Source organism: Streptomyces sp. NPDC002776, assembly GCF_053592195.1.
The window spans coordinates 1-15,359 of sequence record NZ_JBSFVG010000023.1 but is presented as its reverse complement, the minus strand read 5'-3'; the positions used below and the strand labels follow the sequence as shown (position 1 = coordinate 15,359).

16 protein-coding genes are annotated in these 15,359 nt (G+C 73.3%); 13 read left to right on the top strand and 3 right to left on the bottom strand.

The genetic code is table 11. The features are described 5' to 3' along the window. Positions 1-19: 19 nt before the first annotated feature. The gene (ccrA, locus tag ACWD11_RS31505) at positions 20-1,249 is read left to right on the top strand and encodes a crotonyl-CoA carboxylase/reductase (protein ID WP_389421115.1); all 1,230 of its coding nucleotides are present in this window, start codon (positions 20-22) and stop codon (positions 1,247-1,249) included. Between the two features lie 71 nt (positions 1,250-1,320). Beyond that, on the top strand, positions 1,321-1,515 hold the full coding sequence (locus ACWD11_RS31500; protein WP_451287100.1) for an antitoxin: 195 nt from the start codon (positions 1,321-1,323) through the stop codon (positions 1,513-1,515). 58 nt (positions 1,516-1,573) lie between these two features. On the opposite strand, the gene ACWD11_RS31495 is transcribed toward ACWD11_RS31500, so the two are convergent. The 3 genes from ACWD11_RS31495 to ACWD11_RS31485 form a co-directional block, all read right to left on the bottom strand. Beyond that, the gene (locus tag ACWD11_RS31495) at positions 1,574-2,224 is read right to left on the bottom strand and encodes a 4'-phosphopantetheinyl transferase superfamily protein (protein ID WP_451287098.1); all 651 of its coding nucleotides are present in this window, start codon (positions 2,222-2,224) and stop codon (positions 1,574-1,576) included. Positions 2,225-2,530: 306 nt separating this feature from the next. Continuing rightward, positions 2,531-4,015, bottom strand: a complete 1,485-nt coding sequence (locus tag ACWD11_RS31490; RefSeq protein ID WP_451287096.1) for a class I adenylate-forming enzyme family protein — start codon at positions 4,013-4,015, stop codon at positions 2,531-2,533. Continuing rightward, complete coding sequence (locus tag ACWD11_RS31485; protein ID WP_389421111.1) at positions 4,015-4,263, bottom strand: acyl carrier protein; 249 nt, start codon at positions 4,261-4,263, stop codon at positions 4,015-4,017. Before ACWD11_RS31485 ends, ACWD11_RS31490 begins: the two co-directional genes overlap by 1 nt. A gap of 324 nt (positions 4,264-4,587) precedes the next feature. Here ACWD11_RS31485 and paaA point away from each other — a divergent pair, with 324 nt between their 5' ends. The 11 genes from paaA to ACWD11_RS31430 all read left to right on the top strand — a co-directional run bounded on the left by paaA (position 4,588) and on the right by ACWD11_RS31430 (position 15,273). After that, entirely contained in the window at positions 4,588-5,598 is a 1,011-nt protein-coding gene (gene paaA, locus ACWD11_RS31480; RefSeq protein WP_389421110.1) for a 1,2-phenylacetyl-CoA epoxidase subunit PaaA, read from the top strand. Next, positions 5,595-5,906 (top strand): 1,2-phenylacetyl-CoA epoxidase subunit PaaB, encoded by a 312-nt coding sequence (gene paaB, locus ACWD11_RS31475; protein WP_389421109.1) that lies wholly within the window; start codon positions 5,595-5,597, stop codon positions 5,904-5,906. The genes paaA and paaB overlap by 4 nt, the downstream gene beginning before the upstream one ends. A 55-nt stretch (positions 5,907-5,961) precedes the next feature. Then, a complete protein-coding gene (gene paaC, locus ACWD11_RS31470; RefSeq protein ID WP_451287205.1) occupies positions 5,962-6,702 on the top strand; it encodes a 1,2-phenylacetyl-CoA epoxidase subunit PaaC in 741 nt (246 codons plus the stop codon). Further along, on the top strand, positions 6,699-7,217 hold the full coding sequence (gene paaD, locus ACWD11_RS31465) for a 1,2-phenylacetyl-CoA epoxidase subunit PaaD (protein WP_451287093.1): 519 nt from the start codon (positions 6,699-6,701) through the stop codon (positions 7,215-7,217). The genes paaC and paaD overlap by 4 nt, the downstream gene beginning before the upstream one ends. Before the next feature lie 10 nt (positions 7,218-7,227). Continuing rightward, on the top strand, positions 7,228-8,343 hold the full coding sequence (locus tag ACWD11_RS31460) for a 2Fe-2S iron-sulfur cluster-binding protein (protein ID WP_451287091.1): 1,116 nt from the start codon (positions 7,228-7,230) through the stop codon (positions 8,341-8,343). 33 nt (positions 8,344-8,376) lie between these two features. Further along, positions 8,377-9,153 (top strand): SDR family oxidoreductase, encoded by a 777-nt coding sequence (locus tag ACWD11_RS31455; RefSeq protein WP_389421106.1) that lies wholly within the window; start codon positions 8,377-8,379, stop codon positions 9,151-9,153. Between the two features lie 25 nt (positions 9,154-9,178). Next, positions 9,179-10,027, top strand: a complete 849-nt coding sequence (locus tag ACWD11_RS31450; protein ID WP_389421105.1) for a tryptophan 2,3-dioxygenase — start codon at positions 9,179-9,181, stop codon at positions 10,025-10,027. Then, on the top strand, positions 10,017-10,865 hold the full coding sequence (locus tag ACWD11_RS31445) for an alpha/beta hydrolase family protein (protein ID WP_451287089.1): 849 nt from the start codon (positions 10,017-10,019) through the stop codon (positions 10,863-10,865). The genes ACWD11_RS31450 and ACWD11_RS31445 overlap by 11 nt, the downstream gene beginning before the upstream one ends. After that, a complete protein-coding gene (locus ACWD11_RS31440) occupies positions 10,862-12,121 on the top strand; it encodes a kynureninase (RefSeq protein WP_451287087.1) in 1,260 nt (419 codons plus the stop codon). Before ACWD11_RS31445 ends, ACWD11_RS31440 begins: the two co-directional genes overlap by 4 nt. Before the next feature lie 432 nt (positions 12,122-12,553). Then, positions 12,554-12,709 (top strand): hypothetical protein, encoded by a 156-nt coding sequence (locus ACWD11_RS31435; RefSeq protein ID WP_389421102.1) that lies wholly within the window; start codon positions 12,554-12,556, stop codon positions 12,707-12,709. An 809-nt stretch (positions 12,710-13,518) separates the two neighbouring features. After that, positions 13,519-15,273: an NACHT domain-containing protein gene (locus ACWD11_RS31430; protein WP_451287085.1), complete on the top strand. Its 1,755-nt coding sequence runs from the start codon at positions 13,519-13,521 to the stop codon at positions 15,271-15,273. Positions 15,274-15,359 lie beyond the last annotated feature (86 nt).

Sequence of the window (15,359 nt, the reverse complement as noted above, 5' to 3'; positions counted from 1 at the left end):
AGTGTTGAGGAGAACCAGCGTGAGAACGACCCAGGACCTCTACGAACTCGGGGACGCGCCCGAGATCGGCACCGTCCCGACGAAGATGTACGCCTCGCTCATCCGCCGTGAGCGCTACGGACAACCCGTCGACGCCTTCCGTACCGAGGTGGTCGACGTCCCGCCCGTGGGCCGCGGCCAGGTCCTGGTGAAGGTGATGGCCGCCGGCATCAACTACAACAACGTCTGGGCGGCGCTGGGTGAGCCGCTCGACGTGATCGCCGCCCGGCAGAAGGCGGGCGCCACCGAGGACTTCCACATCGGCGGCTCCGACCTGTCCGGGATCGTCTGGGCGGTCGGTGAGGACGTCCGCGGGGTGAAGCTCGGCGACGAGGTCGTCGTCCTCGCCAACCGCTGGGACGAGAGGGCCGAGGACATCCGCCTCGGCGGCGACCCCACCTGGTCCACCAGCCAGCGGGTGTGGGGCTACGAGGAGAACTACGGCTCCTTCGCCCAGTTCGCCGTCGTCGACGACTACATGCTCCACCCCAAGCCCGTCCGGCTGTCCTGGGCGCAGGCCGCCTGCTACATGGCGACCGCCGCCACCGCCTACCGCCAGCTGTTCGGCTGGTCCCCGCACACCGTGCGCCCTGGTGATCCGGTGCTGATCTGGGGCGGCGCAGGCGGCCTCGGCTGCATCGCCATCCAGCTGGTGCGGCACGTCGGCGGCATCCCCGTCGCGGTCGTCTCCAGCGAGGAGCGCGGCGAGTTCTGCCTCAAGCTGGGCGCGGAGGGCTGGATCGACCGGCGGCGGTTCGACCACTGGGGGCGGCTGCCGGACACCTCCGACGACGAGGCGATGGGCCGCTGGCTGTCGGGGGCCCGCGCCTTCGGACGGGCCTTCTGGGAGGTGCTCGGCGAGCGCCGCAGCCCGCGCATCGTGCTGGAGCACTCCGGCGCCGACACCATCCCCACGTCCCTGTACCTGTGTGACAACGGCGGCATGGTCGTCCTGTGCGGCGGCACTACCGGCTACAACGGCGACGTAGACCTGCGCTTCATGTGGATGCGGCAGAAGCGCCTGCAGGGCTCGCACGTCGCCACCGCCCGCGAGGCACGGGAGATCACCCGGCTGATCGACCAGGGCGTCATCGACCCGTGTTTGTCCCGGACCTTCGATTTCGAGGAGATCGGCCTCGCCCACCAGCTCATCCACGACAACCGCCATCCCGCGGGGAACATGGCCGCCCGAGTGGGCGACCGGGGCTGATTCGTCCCGGTTCAGAGGGGTACCTGCGGCGGGGTACGACTTTCACGCCACCCCCGCCGGAGGTACTTCTCATGGGCAAGCTGGGCGACATGATGAACAAGGCCAAGCAGATGGCCAAGGGCCACCCCGACCAGGCCGACAAGGGCGTCTCGGGCGCCGAGCGCGTGGTCGACGAGCGGACCGGCAACAAGTACGACGCCAAGACCGACACGGCCGCCGACGCGGCACGGCGTACCTACCGGGACGGCGGCAACACGCAGCGCTGACCCGATAGCGGGGTCTCCCTGCCCCCGGCGCGCCGGGGGCAGGGAGACCCCACCCCGTTCAGCCGTGGGCGTCGGCCCGGCCGACGACGTAGCTGAACACGCCCGCACCGACGCGCACCACCCGCACCCGCACCGCGTGTGCGGGTTCCGCGCGCGGGCAGACGCGCAGACCGTCCCCGTCGGGGCGGACCTGCAGGTCGCGCAGGCTCTCCACCGGTCCGGCAGGGTGCTCGCCGTCCGGCCCGACGAGGGCCTTCCAGGCGGCCTCCTTCGCGGAGAACAGCTCCGTCACCGACCAGGCCTGCGCTCCCGCACCGAGCAGCGCCTCCTCGTCCGCGCGCAGCACCAGGCGGGCCGCGCCGCGGGGGAGGGGACGCAGTTCCAGGTCGCAGCCGAGCGGCAGGTCCCGGCCCGGGGCAGGGGCCACTGCGACGGCGATCCCGGCACTGTGCGAGATCGACGCCGCCCGGCCCGGCGGAAACACCGGCAGCCGCCCCGACCTGGAAATCTCCCCGCACTCCAGCCCTACCGCGCGCAGCGCCCGCCGGGCGGCCCGGCGTCCGGCCAGGAACTCCAGCCGACGCTTCGGCGGCATCGACGCCGCTGCGGCCGCCTCGGCGGGCCCGGCCGGTTCCGGCCCCGGCTCGCAGACGGCCGCGACGCCCAGCCCGAGCCCGGCGGCGGCCAGCAGCGGACGCAGCGCCGTCACCTGGCGGCCCGCCGCCCGGGCGAGCGCTCCGCCCGCTGCCCGCGCGGACGTGTCATCCGCGGCCCGGGCGGGCCCTCGGGCTGCCGCCCGCCCGGCCTCACCGCCCACGGTCTGCCAGGGGCCACTCCCAGCCGCCCGCCCAGGCTCACTTCCTGCCGCCCGCCCAGGGGCGCTCCCTGCCGCCGGCCCGGCCTCACCGCCCGCCGCGCCCGAGGACTCCCGACCGTTCCGGGCCGGGCAGGACGTCTCCGTCCCGGCCGGCCCGGTCCGCGCGGAACGTGGGGTCATCGGCGTCCGCCGCACGCGTCACACCCGCAGCAGTTTCTTGACGATCTTCCCGGCGGGGTTGCGCGGCACCTGCTCGATGAACTCCACCCGCCGCGGGCGCTTGTACGGCGCGAGCAGCCCCCCGACATGCGCGAGCAGCGCCGCCGCGCCCGCCTCCGCGCCCGGTTCCAGGGCGACGTACGCGAGCGGCACCTCGCCGTAGTCCTCGTCGGGCATCCCGACGACCGCCGCGTCCCGGACCGCCGGATGGGTCATCAGAGCGCGCTCGATCTCCGAGGGGTAGACGTTCTGGCCCGCGCGGATGATGACGTCCTTCGTGCGGTCCACCAGGCTGATGCGGCCCTCGTCGTCGACGAAGCCGAGGTCACCCGTCCTGGTCCACCCGTCGAGGGTGATTTCGGCGGTGGCCTCCGGGTCGTTCCAGTAACCCTGCATGACGCCCGGCCCGCGCACCACGATCTCCCCGATCTCGCCGCGCGGCACCTCCCGGCCGTCCTCGCCCACCGCGCGGGCGGACATGCCCGGGACGACCCGGCCGCAGGGGATGCGGGCGGTGACGTCCCCGGGGGCGGGGTGCTCGTCGGGACCGAGCGTGACGAACGGGCCGCCCACCTCGGTCATGCCGTACACCTGCCGGAAGCCGCAGTCGAGCCGCCCGACCGCGTCGGTGTAGACGTCGAGCGGCATGGGGGCGGCGCCGTACAGGATCTCTCGCAGGGAGGACAGGTCGGTGCGGTGGGACCCCTTGGCCTGGAGCATGAAGCGCAGCATCTGCGGCACCAGCCACATGTGCGTGGCCCGGTGCCGCTCCACCGCGGCCAGCGCCCTCTGCGGAGTAAAGCCGGGCATCAGCACGACCGTGGCACCGGCCGCCAGGTAGCTCAGGGACACGACCATGCTGCCGTGGTACAGCGGGCAGCAGTTGACCATGACGATGCCGTCGGTGGGGCGGGCCATCACCAGCCAGCCGAGAGCGATCGCCCGGAACGACCCGCTGTCGACGGTCACCCCCTTGGCCTGCCCGGTGGTCGCCGAGGTGTGCAGGACGGCGATCGGGTCGGTGTCGGCCACCCGCGCCAGCTCCCGCGCCCCGGCCAGGGTGCCCAGCGCCGCGAAGGCGGGCTTGTCCAGCGCCAGCCGGATCCGCACCGACGCGGGCAGCTTGGGATGCCGGTCCAGCAGTTCCGTCTCCCCGATGACGGCCACCGCGCCGACGCGTTCCACGATCCCGGCGACCTCGGGCTCGGCCAGGCTGTGGTTCAGCGGCACGAACAGCGCGCCTAGCCGGGCCAGCGCGAAGTAGCTCTCCAGGACCTCGATCCGGTCCTTGGCGAGCACGGCGACCCGGTCACCCCGCTCGATGCCCAACTCGGCCAGCCCGTATGCCAGTTCCAGCGTGCGGTCGTGGAACTGGGCCCAGGTGACGCTGCGTTCCTCGTCGACCAGGGCGGTCCGGTCGGGCCAGCACTGGCGGTTGCGTTCCAGCAGCTGCGTCAGCCACATCACGCACCGCCGCTCGCGCCGGCGACCGTGCGCTCGGCCACGAAACGTTCGTAGTCGGCGATGGTGCGCAGCTCCTGCACGTCCTCGGCGGTGATCTCCACGCCGAGCCGCTGCTCCACGAGCAGCACGAGACGCACCAGATCACCGGAGTCGATGCCGGTGTCGACCAGGGCGACGTCGTCGCCGACCTGGTCGGCGTACTCGGCCGTACCGGTGAGTTCGACCAGCAACTCCCTGATGGTGCTCATGATTTCCCCTTCCGCCTCGGCGTGCCGGCCGCCGCGCGATGTACGACTGTCACCCCCTGAAGAGGCGCACGGGGCCGGGCCGCACTCCCCGGACCGGCCCGTGAGCTTTGTCACGCGCCCGAACCGGCCGCCGCGGGGATAGCCGGGCCGCGCCCAGGGCCTCTTACCGCTACGAAGCCACCCGCTCCGCCCGGCCCCGCACGGGCGGTCCCGAACCGAAGGAGTGATGCGCGTGCCCAGGCAGCCGGTACGGGCCCGCACCCCCGGACGGTGCCCGCGGTACGGCACCGCCGCGGCGGTCACCGGACGCCCGGGCGGTGCCCGGTGACCGCGCCGGCCACCGCCCCCGCCGTGGACGAGGGCGACCTGCTCGCGCACTTCGACGCGCTCGTCGCCGCCGGTGAGACGATCGAACCGCGCGACTGGATGCCCGACGGATACCGCCGCATGCTGGTCCGCCAGATCGCCCAGCACGCCCACTCCGAGATCATCGGCATGCAGCCGGAGGGCGCCTGGCTCACCCGCGCCCCGTCCCTGCACCGCAAGTCGGTTCTCATCGCCAAGGTCCAGGACGAGGCCGGTCACGGCCTGTACCTGTACTCCGCCGCCGAGACGCTCGGCGTGGACCGCGCCGACCTGCTGGACGCCCTGCACCGCGGGCAGCAGCGGGCCTCCGCCACCTTCAACCATCCCGCGCTCACGTGGGCGGACACCGGGGCCATCGCGTGGCTGACGGACGGCGCCGCCGTCATCAACCAGGCACCCCTGTGCCGCACGTCGTACGGGCCGTACGGCCGGGCGATGCGCCGCGTCTGCCAGGAGGAGGCGTTCCACGTCCGGCAGGGCTACGACCTGATGCGCGCCCTGTGCGAGGGGACGCCGGAGCAGAAGGAGATGGCCCAGGACGCGGTCGACCGCTGGTGGCTGCCGGCCGTGGCGCTGATGTTCGGGCCGCCCGACACCGAGGCGGGCGGCGCCGACGCGCCGAGCGCCGCACTGGGCGCCGGAGTCTCCCGCCGCGCGATGGCCTGGGGAATCAAGCGCCACACCAACGACGAGCTGCGCCAGCGCTTCGTCGACTCCTGCGTCCCGCAGGCCGAACGCCTCGGCCTGACGCTGCCCGACCCGGCGATCCGCTGGAACGAGGAGCGCGGCCACTACGACTTCACCCCGGTCGACTGGGACACCTACCGCGAGGCACTGGGCGACGACACCCACTGGGCGCGCCAGCGCATCGCGCACCGCCGAGCCGCGCACGAGGACGGCGCCTGGGTCCGCGAGGCCGCCGCCGCGTACGCCGCCGTCGAAGACGCGCGGGGAGGAGAGGACGGATGAGCGGGACGGGGGAGGGCGCACCGGCGTCCTGGGAGGTCTTCGTGCGGGCCCGCCGGGGCCTGGCCCACCAGCACGTGGGCTCGGTGCGCGCGGCCGCACCGGACGCGGCACTGGCCGCGGCCCGCGACCTGTACACGCGCCGGGGCGACCCGCTGTCGGTGTGGGTGGTCCGCTCCGACGCCGTCCACACGGCGTCCCCGGACGAACGCGACCCGTACTTCGCGGGCGCCCGCCACAAGCCCTACCGCTACCCCGAGCACTTCGCGCCGCTGACCGAGAAAGGCCCCGAAGGTGAGCATCACGAGTGACGCCCCGGCGGCGCGCCCGGACCCCCGGCCGAACGGACCCTCCGCCGCACCCGACCTGGCCCGGCACCTGCTGCGCCTCGGCGACGACGCGCTCGTCCTCGGCCAGCGGCTGTGCCAGTGGATCACCCGCGCGCCGACCATCGACGAGGACCTCGCCCTGTCCAACATCGCCCTCGACCTGATCGGCCACGCCCGCGCCCTGCTCACCCGCGCCGGACGGCTCGACGGCACCGGCCGCACCGAGGACGACCTCGCCTACGGCCGCCCGGACCGCGAGTTCACCAACGCCCTGCTGACCGAACTCCCCAACGGCGACTTCGCGGTGACCGTGGCCCGGCAGCTCGCCTACACCCACTACGCCGTCCTGTACTACGAGGCCGTCGCGCACTGCGCCGACCCCGACCTCGCCGCGTTCGGCGCCCGCGCCGCCAAGGAGGTCGCCTACCACCGGCTGCACGCCGACCGCTGGACGGTGACGCTGGGGCGCGGCACGAAGGAGAGCGCCCGCCGTATGCGGGACGGCCTGGAACGGGTGTGGCCGTACACCGCCGAACTCTTCGAGGAGGACGAGGTGCTGCGCCGCCTGGCCGCCTCCGGCACGGTGCCCTCCCCGGCACCGCTGCGCGAGACGTGGCTCGGGCGGGTCACCGAGGTCGTCACCGGGGCCGGGCTCACCGTGCCCCGGCCCGTCTGGTCGGCCACGGGAGGCCGCTCGGGGCTGCACACCGAGGAGTTCGGGCCGCTCATCGCCGAACTGCAGTCGGTGCGGCGGCAGTTCCCCGGAGGCACCTGGTGAGCGGGACCGTACCGGACACCTCCCGCCGCTCCGCCCAGGAGGTGCGCGACCGGGTGGCGGCGCTCCCGGACCCGGAACTGCCGGTGATCGGCCTCGGCGACCTCGGCGTGGTGGGCTCCGTCGCCCCGGCCGCCGACGGCGTACTGGAGGTGGAGATCACCCCCACCTACCTGGGCTGCCCCGCGCTGGGCGAGATCACCGCCGCCGTACGGGAGGTCCTGACCGCCTGCGGCCACCCCGAGGGCCGGGTCCGGCAGGTCCTCGCGCCGCCCTGGACGACGGACCGCATCACCCCCGAGGGCCGGCGCCGACTCGCCGCGCACGGCATCGCCCCGCCCGTCACCCCGGCCCCCGGTGGCCCCGGCCCGGTCCTCGTCGGTCTCGGCGAGGTGCCCTGCCCGCACTGCGGCTCACGGGCCACCCGGCCGCACAGCCCCTTCGGGCCCTCCCGCTGCCAGTCGGTGCTGTGGTGCACGGCATGCCGCGAGCCCTTCCCCCACCTGACCGCGCAGTAAGGCACCCACCGTGAACACCGCCGCCCCTGCCCCGCCCGCCGCCTCACCCCGCCCCCGCTGGCACCGGCTCCGCGTCACCGAGGTCCGCCACCCGACCGCCGACACGGTGGCCGTCACCTTCGACGTGCCCGCCGCCCTGCGCGAGGTCTTCGCCCACCACCCCGGCCGGCACGTCATCGTCCGGCACCGCCACGGCGACGGCGAATTCCGCCGCAGCTACTCGGTCTGCCCGCCCCCGCACGCCCCCGGGACCCTCCGCCTGGTGATCAAACAGGGCGCCCCCGACGGCTTCGGAACCCACGCCGCCACCCGTCTCGCCCCCGGCGACCACCTCGAACTCTCCCCGCCCACCGGCACCTTCGCCCTGCCGGAGCTGCCCGGCGCCCACCACGTCCTCCTCGCGGGCGGCACCGGCATCACCCCGCTGGCCCCGATGGCCGCCCACGCGCTGCGCCGGGACCCGGCCTGCCGCGTCACCCTCGTCCACTCGGTCCGTACCGCCGCCGACGCCCTGCTGGCCGACGAACTGGCCGAGGTGAAGGACGAGTTCGTCGACCGGTGCACCGTCCTGCACGTACTGACCCGCGAGGACCGGGGGAGCGGGGGCGGCCCGCTCGCGGGACGGCTCGACGCGGCCGGGCTGCGCCGCCTGCTGGCGGCCGTGGACGCCTGCCCCGGCCCGGACACCGCCCACGCCCTGTGCGGACCGCCCGGCCTCGTCGACACCGCGCGGCGGGTCCTGGCCGAGGAGGGCGCCGATCCGGCGCTCGTCCGCTGGGAGCTGTTCACGCCCGGGGGGACGGCACAGCGGCCCCCGGAACCGGCCACACCCGCACCCGCGGCGGGACAGGTCCAGGTCACCGCCCTGCTCGACGGCCGCCGCCGTGTCGCCACCGTCCAGCCGCACGACCCGGTCCTCCTCGACGCCCTGCTGCGCGCCCACCCCGACGTGCCGTACGCCTGCCGCGAGGGCGTATGCGGCAGTTGCCGCGCCAAGGTCCTGTCCGGGCAGGTGACGGCCGACGGCCAGCACGCCCTGGACGAACGGGACCACGCCGCCGGCTACACCCTCGTCTGCCGCGCCCGGCCGCTCACCCCCGAGATCACCCTCGACTTCGACACCTGATCCGTACACCCCCTGAAGCGAAGGAGACCCACGATGACCGCCACCGCCCGCCACGAGGGAAAGACCGCCCTGGTCACCGGAGGCAGCCGGGGCATCGGCAGAGCCATCAGCCGCCGCCTCGCCCGCGAGGGCGCCCTGGTGGCCGTCCACTACGGCCACGACCGGACGGCCGCCGAGCGGACCGTCAAGGAGATCGACGCCGACGGCGGACGCGCCTTCCCCGTGCACGCCGAACTCGGCGTCCCCGGCGACGCCGACACCCTCTGGGCCGCCTTCGACGCGGCCCTGGCGGAGCGGGACGCCCCGGCGGGCCTGGACATCCTCGTCAACAACGCGGGCATCACCGTCCCCCGCCCCCTCGCCCAGGTGACCGAGGCCGACTACGACCGCGTCTTCGCGATCAACACCAAGGCGCCGTTCTTCATCATCCAGCGCGGCCTGGACCGCCTGCGCGACGGCGGCCGAATCGTCAACATCTCCTCCGTCGCCACCCGCGTCGCCTTCCCGGCGATCGTCTCCTACACCATGACCAAGGCCGCCCTCGACTACCTCACCCTCTCCCTGGCCCAGGAACTGGGACCCCGGGGCATCACCGTCAACGCCGTCGCACCCGGCTACACCGAGACGGAGATCAACCCCACCCTCGCCGTCCCGGAGATCCGCCGCCGCTACTCCGAGGCCTCCACGTTCGGCCGGCTCGGCGACCCGGTGGACATCGCCGACGTCGTCTCCTTCGTCGCGAGCGACGACGCCCGCTGGGTGACCGGCCAGTGGATCGACGCCTCCGGCGGCGCCCACCTCGGTGTGTGACCCGGCCGCGTTCCTAGGAGATGCGATGAACGACCGCACGTCCGCCCTCGACGAGCCGGTGACGGACGACGCCCTGACCCGGCCCTTCGCGGGCGCCAGCCCCTACGACACGTACGTCCACGCGTCCGTGCTCAACTCCCTCCAGCACCCCCTCACCGAGGCCCCGGACGAGATGGGCTTCCTCGTCACCACCCAGGTGATGGAACTGTGGTTCACCCTGATCGTGCACGAGTGGCGCACGGCACGGGTGGCCTTCGCCAAGGACGACCTGCACGCGGCCATGGACGCCCTGACGCGCAGCCGCCGCGCGCTGACCGCTCTGCTCGGCGCCTGGGCGCCCATCGCCGCCCTGACGCCCGCCCAGTTCAACGGTTTCCGGGCCGCCTTCGGCCGGGCGTCGGGGTTCCAGTCGGCGATGTACCGGCACGTGGAGTTCCTCCTCGGCGACAAGTCCGCCGGGCTGCTGCGCGCCCACCGCGGCGACCCGGCCGTCCACGACGCCCTCGCCGAGACCTACCGCGAACCGTCCCTGTACGACGAGGTACTGGCCTACCTCCACCGGCAGGGCCTGCCCGTCCCGCGCCACGTCCGCGAACGCGACATGACCAGCCCGTACACCAGTGACCCCGGGGTGACCGAGGCGTGGCGGCGGATCTACGCCGGGCCACAGCACCACCCCCACCTCGCGCTGGGCGAACTGCTCACCGACATCGCCGAACTCGTCACCCGCTGGCGCCACGACCACGTCCTGGTGGTGCGCCGCGCCATGGGCGCCAAACCCGGCAGCGCGGGCTCCGCCGGGCTCGCCTGGCTGGAGCAGCGGGCCACCCGCCCGGTCTTCCCCGAACTGTGGGAGGTGCGTGGTGACATCTAGGGCCGTCTCCGCCTTCGCCGCCGAGGAGGAGCAGCGGGTCCTGAGCCTGAAGCCGGTCCTGGCACCGGCGCACGGCCGCTACGGCGACCACCCCCACCAGTCCTACGACGCCTGGCCGTCCGACGACCCCGACGCCCCGCTGGTGATCCTGCTGCACGGCGGCTACTGGCGCTACGACCGCATGCACCTGACCCCGTTCGCGGCCTGGCTGTCCCGGCAGGGCTTCGAGGTGCTGCTCCCCGGCTTCCGCCGCTCCGGCGGCGCGGGCGGCTACCCCGAGACCTTCGACGACGTGGCCCGCATCGTGGACACCCTGCCCCAGGGGCGGCCCTACGTCCTGGCGGGCCACTGCTCCGGCGGCCACCTGGCACTGTGGTGCGCCGCCCGGGGACTGCTGCCACCCGGTTCCCGCTGGTACACCCGCACCCTGCCGACGAGCGTCCTCGCCCTCGCGCCGATCACCGACCTCACCGCCACCCGCCGCGACCGCCTCAGCAACGACGCCGCCCTCCAACTCCTCGGCGGCGAGGAGTACTTCGCGGAGCGGCTGCCCGCGGTCGACCCCCTCACCCTGCTGCGCGACACCGGCACCACCGGCGTCCCCACCGTGCTGCTGCACGGCGCCGCCGACGAGGAGGTCCCACTCACCCAGTTCGGCGACTACGCGGCCGTGCACCGGGACCTCAGGACGGTCGTCCTGCCCGGCACCGGCCACTACACCCTCATCGAACCGGAAGCGCCCGGCGCCCGCGCGGTCGCCGACACCCTCCGCGACATGGCCGCCGCCTTCCCCCCGAAGGGCTCCGGTCGCGCGGGCCAGGAGGCCGCACACCGATGACCGCCGCACTGTCCGCCCCCGCCGACCTGCGCGTGCGAGCCGCACGGCTCGACACCGACGATCCCCTGGCCCCCCTCCGCGCCCGCTTCCTCCTCCCGCCGGACGTCGTCTACCTCGACGGCAACTCCCTCGGCCCGCTGCCCGCCGCCGTCCCCGCGGCCCTGGACGACGTGGTGCGGCACCAGTGGGCCACCGGCCTCATCGGTTCCTGGAACGCGAACGGCTGGTGGGAAGCTCCCCTGCGGGTCGGGGACACCATCGGCGCGCTCATCGGGGCCGCGCCCGGCCAGACGGTCGCGGGCGACTCCACCAGCGTGCAGCTGTTCACCGCGCTCGACGCCGCCGCCGCGCTCCGCCCGGACCGCCCGCTGCTGGTCACCGACCCTGGGCACTTCCCCACCGACCGCTACCTCGCCGACGCGGTCGCCCGCCGCCGGGACCTGGAGGTACGGCGGGTGGAGCCCGCGGACCTCCCGCGCTTCCTCGATGCCGAGGGCCACCGGGTCGCCGTCGTCAGCTACTCGCCCGTCGACTTCCGCACCGGGGAGCTGTACGACATGCGGGCACTGACCGGCGCCGCCCACGACTCCGGCGCCCTCACGCTGTGGGACCTGTGCCACGCGGCCGGCGCCCTGCCCCTCGACGTCGACGCGGTCGGCGTGGACCTGGCCGTCGGCTGCGGCTACAAGTTCCTCTCCGGCGGCCCCGGCGCCCCCGCCTTCCTGTACGTGGCGCGCCGCCACCACGCCGTCCTGGAGACGCCGCTGCCCGGCTGGACCGGCCACGCCGACCCGTTCGCCCTGGCGCAGGAGTACACGCCCGCCCCCGGCATCGCCCGTGCCCGCATCGGCACTCCGCCGGTGCTGTCGCTGCTCGCCCTCGAAGCGGCTCTCACCGCCTTCGACGGCGTCGACCTGGCCGATGTCCGCGCCAAGAGCCTGTCGCTGACGGGGTTCCTCCTCGACTGCGCGGACACCCTCCTCACCCCCCTCGGCTTCACCTCCGTCACCCCGGCCGACCCCGCCCGCCGCGGCAGCCAGGTCACCCTGCGCCACCCGCACGCCCGCGGACTGGCCGTCGCCCTCGCCGAGCGGGGCGTGATCGCCGACATGCGCGCACCCGACCTGCTGCGCTTCGGCGTCAACGCCCTCTTCACCTCCCACCGGGACCTCCTCACGGCCGCGCTGCGCCTGCGCGACCTCACCCGGGACGCCGCCTACGACCCCGCGCCGCCGACCACGGGACCGGTGACCTGAGGGGACCGGGCGGCGGCCAGGCGCACCGGGGCCGCCACCAGGAGACAGTGAAGGGGTCGAGCGCAGGCCGTGTATCGAAAGTGGGCTGTAGCCGACTGCCGAACCCGGATTCAACCTGGTCAGGACGGTATTCAGCGTCCTCCCGTTACAGGGGCGTCTGCCCGTAGGCGCCGCTGCCCGGTGTCTCCGTCACCAACGTCCGAACCGTCCGGGGTGGCAGGACCTTCCGGAGCAGAGGACGGTCGAGGAGATGGCGTACTGAACGAAGTTCCGAAGGAGGGCGTGAACACCGTGTCGCCGGGCACAAGGGCTATCGCACCAAGGTCCTGGCATTCGGAGCTGGTCGGGATCTACCCACCAAGGGACGAACTCAGGCCCTTGTGAAGCTCATACGCACACGCGCCTGAGCCGGAATTGACGATGGGGTACAAAATGATCATTCTTGGACTTATTCTGCTGATCATCGGCCTGCTTGTAGGCATGGGTCTGCTGACGACGATCGGTGGCATCCTCATTCTGGTGGGCGTCATCCTGTGGCTCCTGGGTGCGACCGGTCGCGCGGTCGGTGGACGCAAGCACTTCTTCTAAAATCAGGGCGCCTCACCAACTCTCTGCGACGAGTGATGTGTCCAGGACTCCCTGCGCGTCGGAAGTCCACACCGTGAGGAGCTTCTGGACCACTCGAGGCCGGGACGAGGTGAGAGCCCGCCAGAGAGACAGTTGGGAATCCCGTGGGCGGGGCCATGCGGCGACCCCGCCCTGTCTCGTTGGCGATGAGTTGCCTGGCTGCGGGGTGAGGCGGATGCTGCCGCTTTGGTACAGAAGCGACGGGCGTGCTGCATCGGTGCCCAGAGTGCCAGCCCGATCAAGCTGAACCCCGTGCAGGAGCGCCTGGGGCGCAGCAGGGTGGACGGGCTCCGGACCACGGTGCGCTCGGGCCCGTCCATGAAGAGCGCGTCGTGCACGACGCCGATGCCGCTCTGCACGTCGTCGCGGGGTGTGCCCCGGGAAAGCATCCCAGGAGGCGGTTGCGGTGAGACAGCCGACGCCGGTCCAGGCGTTCGACGCAATGGTGCCGTAGCGGACTTCGGAGACAGCTTCGCCAGCGCGGGGCTGCGCACGGCCATCGTGCTCGGAGGCGCGATGAGGTATACGCCGAGGGTGCCGGCGAACTCCTCGTTCGTGGTGCGGACCGTCTCGGCGAGGAACTGGCGCGGTCACCGGGGAGTTTCAGCACGCCGAGGACCGGGGCGAAGTGCTCCGTGGTCAGAGCTGGTCGGGGTTCCGTCGGGGCGAGACGCTGATCGCGGTAGCTGGAAGTCCGCGCGGTCGGTGCGCGGAACGGCGATAGTGAACACATGCGGGTTGGGGGACGCGGTCATCGGCGGGGCTGGCAGGTGGTGTTCGCTGCCAGCGGCGTCGCCGTGGCGGGATGCGGGGTATGGACCCTGCAGGCTCTGGTCGGTGGTGGCTTGGAGCCACAGGACACGGCGAGTGTGGTGGCTCTCGCGGTCGCGGTTGTGGCCCTGATCGTTTCGGTGGTGGGGCTGCGGCGCAGTCCGTGGGAGCCGGTGGACTCGCCGGTGCTGGCCGAGGATCTCGCAGCCTGTGTCGTGGAGTTGGAGACGTTTCAGCGCAGGCAGTTGCTGGGCGCCGACCATGTGGCGATCGATGTGGAGTTCCGGATCCGCGAGCAGGCGCGGTCCGTGGTCGTGCAAGGCCCTTCGGGGCCTGTGTCCGGCGGGCAGCTGGGAGAGGTCGGCTCGTTCTACCGGTTCACCCGCTACGGGCGCGTAGTGATCACGGGACGGGCCGGGGCAGGCAAGACCGTGCTGGCGGTGGAGTTGGTGCTGGCCCTGCTGGAGGACCGCAGGCCCGAAGACCCCGTACCGGTGCGACTCGCCCTGGCCGGCTGGGACACACACCGTGCGTTCGAGGACTGGTTGGTCGAGCAGCTGGTGGAGGAGTACGACCGGCACCCGGCCGTCGCTCGGCATCTGGTGCGGCAGGGGCGCGTGCTGCCCGTCCTCGACGGGCTGGACGAGATGGACCCGTCTGCCGCGTCACTCGCCGCAACACCGCGCGCCCGTAGCGCACTGGAGAAGCTCAACGCCCGATTCCAGGGACGCGCTCCGGCACCCGTGGTCCTCACCTGCCGCACCGACCAGTACGAGGTGCTCAGCGGCGCGGGCAGGGGTCTGCGGGACTCGGCGTGGATCGACTTGGTGCCCGTCATTGCCGAGCAGGCCCGCCACTACCTGGCCGGTCGCGCCATGCACAACGGCTGGCGGCCCGTGCTCGACGAGCTGGAGCAGCATCCTCAAGGTCGCCTGGCCGCGGCGCTGTCGACGCCGTGGCAACTGGCGCTGGCCGCTACTGTGTACGCCGCCGGCAGGGATCCGGCCCATCTGTGCGTGCGGGCCGCCGCCGGAAGCGTACAGACGCATCTGCTGGAGGAGTTCGTGCCAGCCTCGGTGCAGCTGCACCCCAAGAATCCCGGCCGCTATGACGCACAGGCGGTTCAGGAGTGGCTGGGGCTGCTGGCACGGCACCTGCGAGCCGTGCCTCCGGTGAGCGGTCTGGCGCTGTGGCGTGGCCGACCGCTCGGCGCGGGTCTCGCCGATCCACACCCGCCAGCGGCACCCGAGCTGGACATCGTGCCGCACAGGCTGTGGCTGCTGGCCGGTCCCCGCCGGGTGCGTCTTGCCCACCTGGCGCTGTGCACCGTACTCATCGCTCTGGCCGCGGTCGGGTTCGGTCTGTTGGCCTCGCTGACTCGCCCCGCGCCGCCGCTCCTGTTCGTCGTCGCCGCGGCCGTCGTGGTGTGCCTCTGGGGGCTGCCGCGGTGGAGCCAACCGTGGCCCCGGCCAAGACGGCTCATGCCCTACCGGCGGATGCGTGCTGTGGCGTCGTGTCTGCAGGGTGCTCTGGCGATGCTGGGCACCATGGGCGCGGCCTTAGTGTCGATCATGGTCGACATGCGCCCGAATCGCTTCGCCACAGGCGCACTGGCCGCTCTCGGTATCGGGGCGGGGCTCGTCATGGTGATGAGTACGGCCTTCCTCGGCAGGGCCACCTCCCGCCCCGTGGGAGATGCGGACCGCCCGGTGAGCGATCCGCTGAGGCTGCTGCGCGGCGACCTTGGGCGTTGACCCCTGATGTTGAACACACGAGACACTGGATCCTGAGGATCTGAGAACGGACATCTCGTGGTCATGAAGAACTACCCGCCGGAGTT

What these genes read in the sequence shown, in the direction of transcription:
- ACWD11_RS31500 (WP_451287100.1), top strand. Translation starts at nt 1,321, where the DNA reads ATGGGCAAGCTGGGCGACATGATGAACAAGGCCAAGCAGATGGCCAAG.
- ACWD11_RS31490 (WP_451287096.1), bottom strand. Translation starts at nt 4,015, where the DNA reads ATGTGGCTGACGCAGCTGCTGGAACGCAACCGCCAGTGCTGGCCCGAC.
- ACWD11_RS31485 (WP_389421111.1), bottom strand. Translation starts at nt 4,263, where the DNA reads ATGAGCACCATCAGGGAGTTGCTGGTCGAACTCACCGGTACGGCCGAG.
- paaB (WP_389421109.1), top strand. Translation starts at nt 5,595, where the DNA reads ATGAGCGGGACGGGGGAGGGCGCACCGGCGTCCTGGGAGGTCTTCGTG.
- ACWD11_RS31455 (WP_389421106.1), top strand. Translation starts at nt 8,377, where the DNA reads ATGACCGCCACCGCCCGCCACGAGGGAAAGACCGCCCTGGTCACCGGA.
- ACWD11_RS31450 (WP_389421105.1), top strand. Translation starts at nt 9,179, where the DNA reads ATGAACGACCGCACGTCCGCCCTCGACGAGCCGGTGACGGACGACGCC.
- ACWD11_RS31440 (WP_451287087.1), top strand. Translation starts at nt 10,862, where the DNA reads ATGACCGCCGCACTGTCCGCCCCCGCCGACCTGCGCGTGCGAGCCGCA.
- ACWD11_RS31435 (WP_389421102.1), top strand. Translation starts at nt 12,554, where the DNA reads ATGATCATTCTTGGACTTATTCTGCTGATCATCGGCCTGCTTGTAGGC.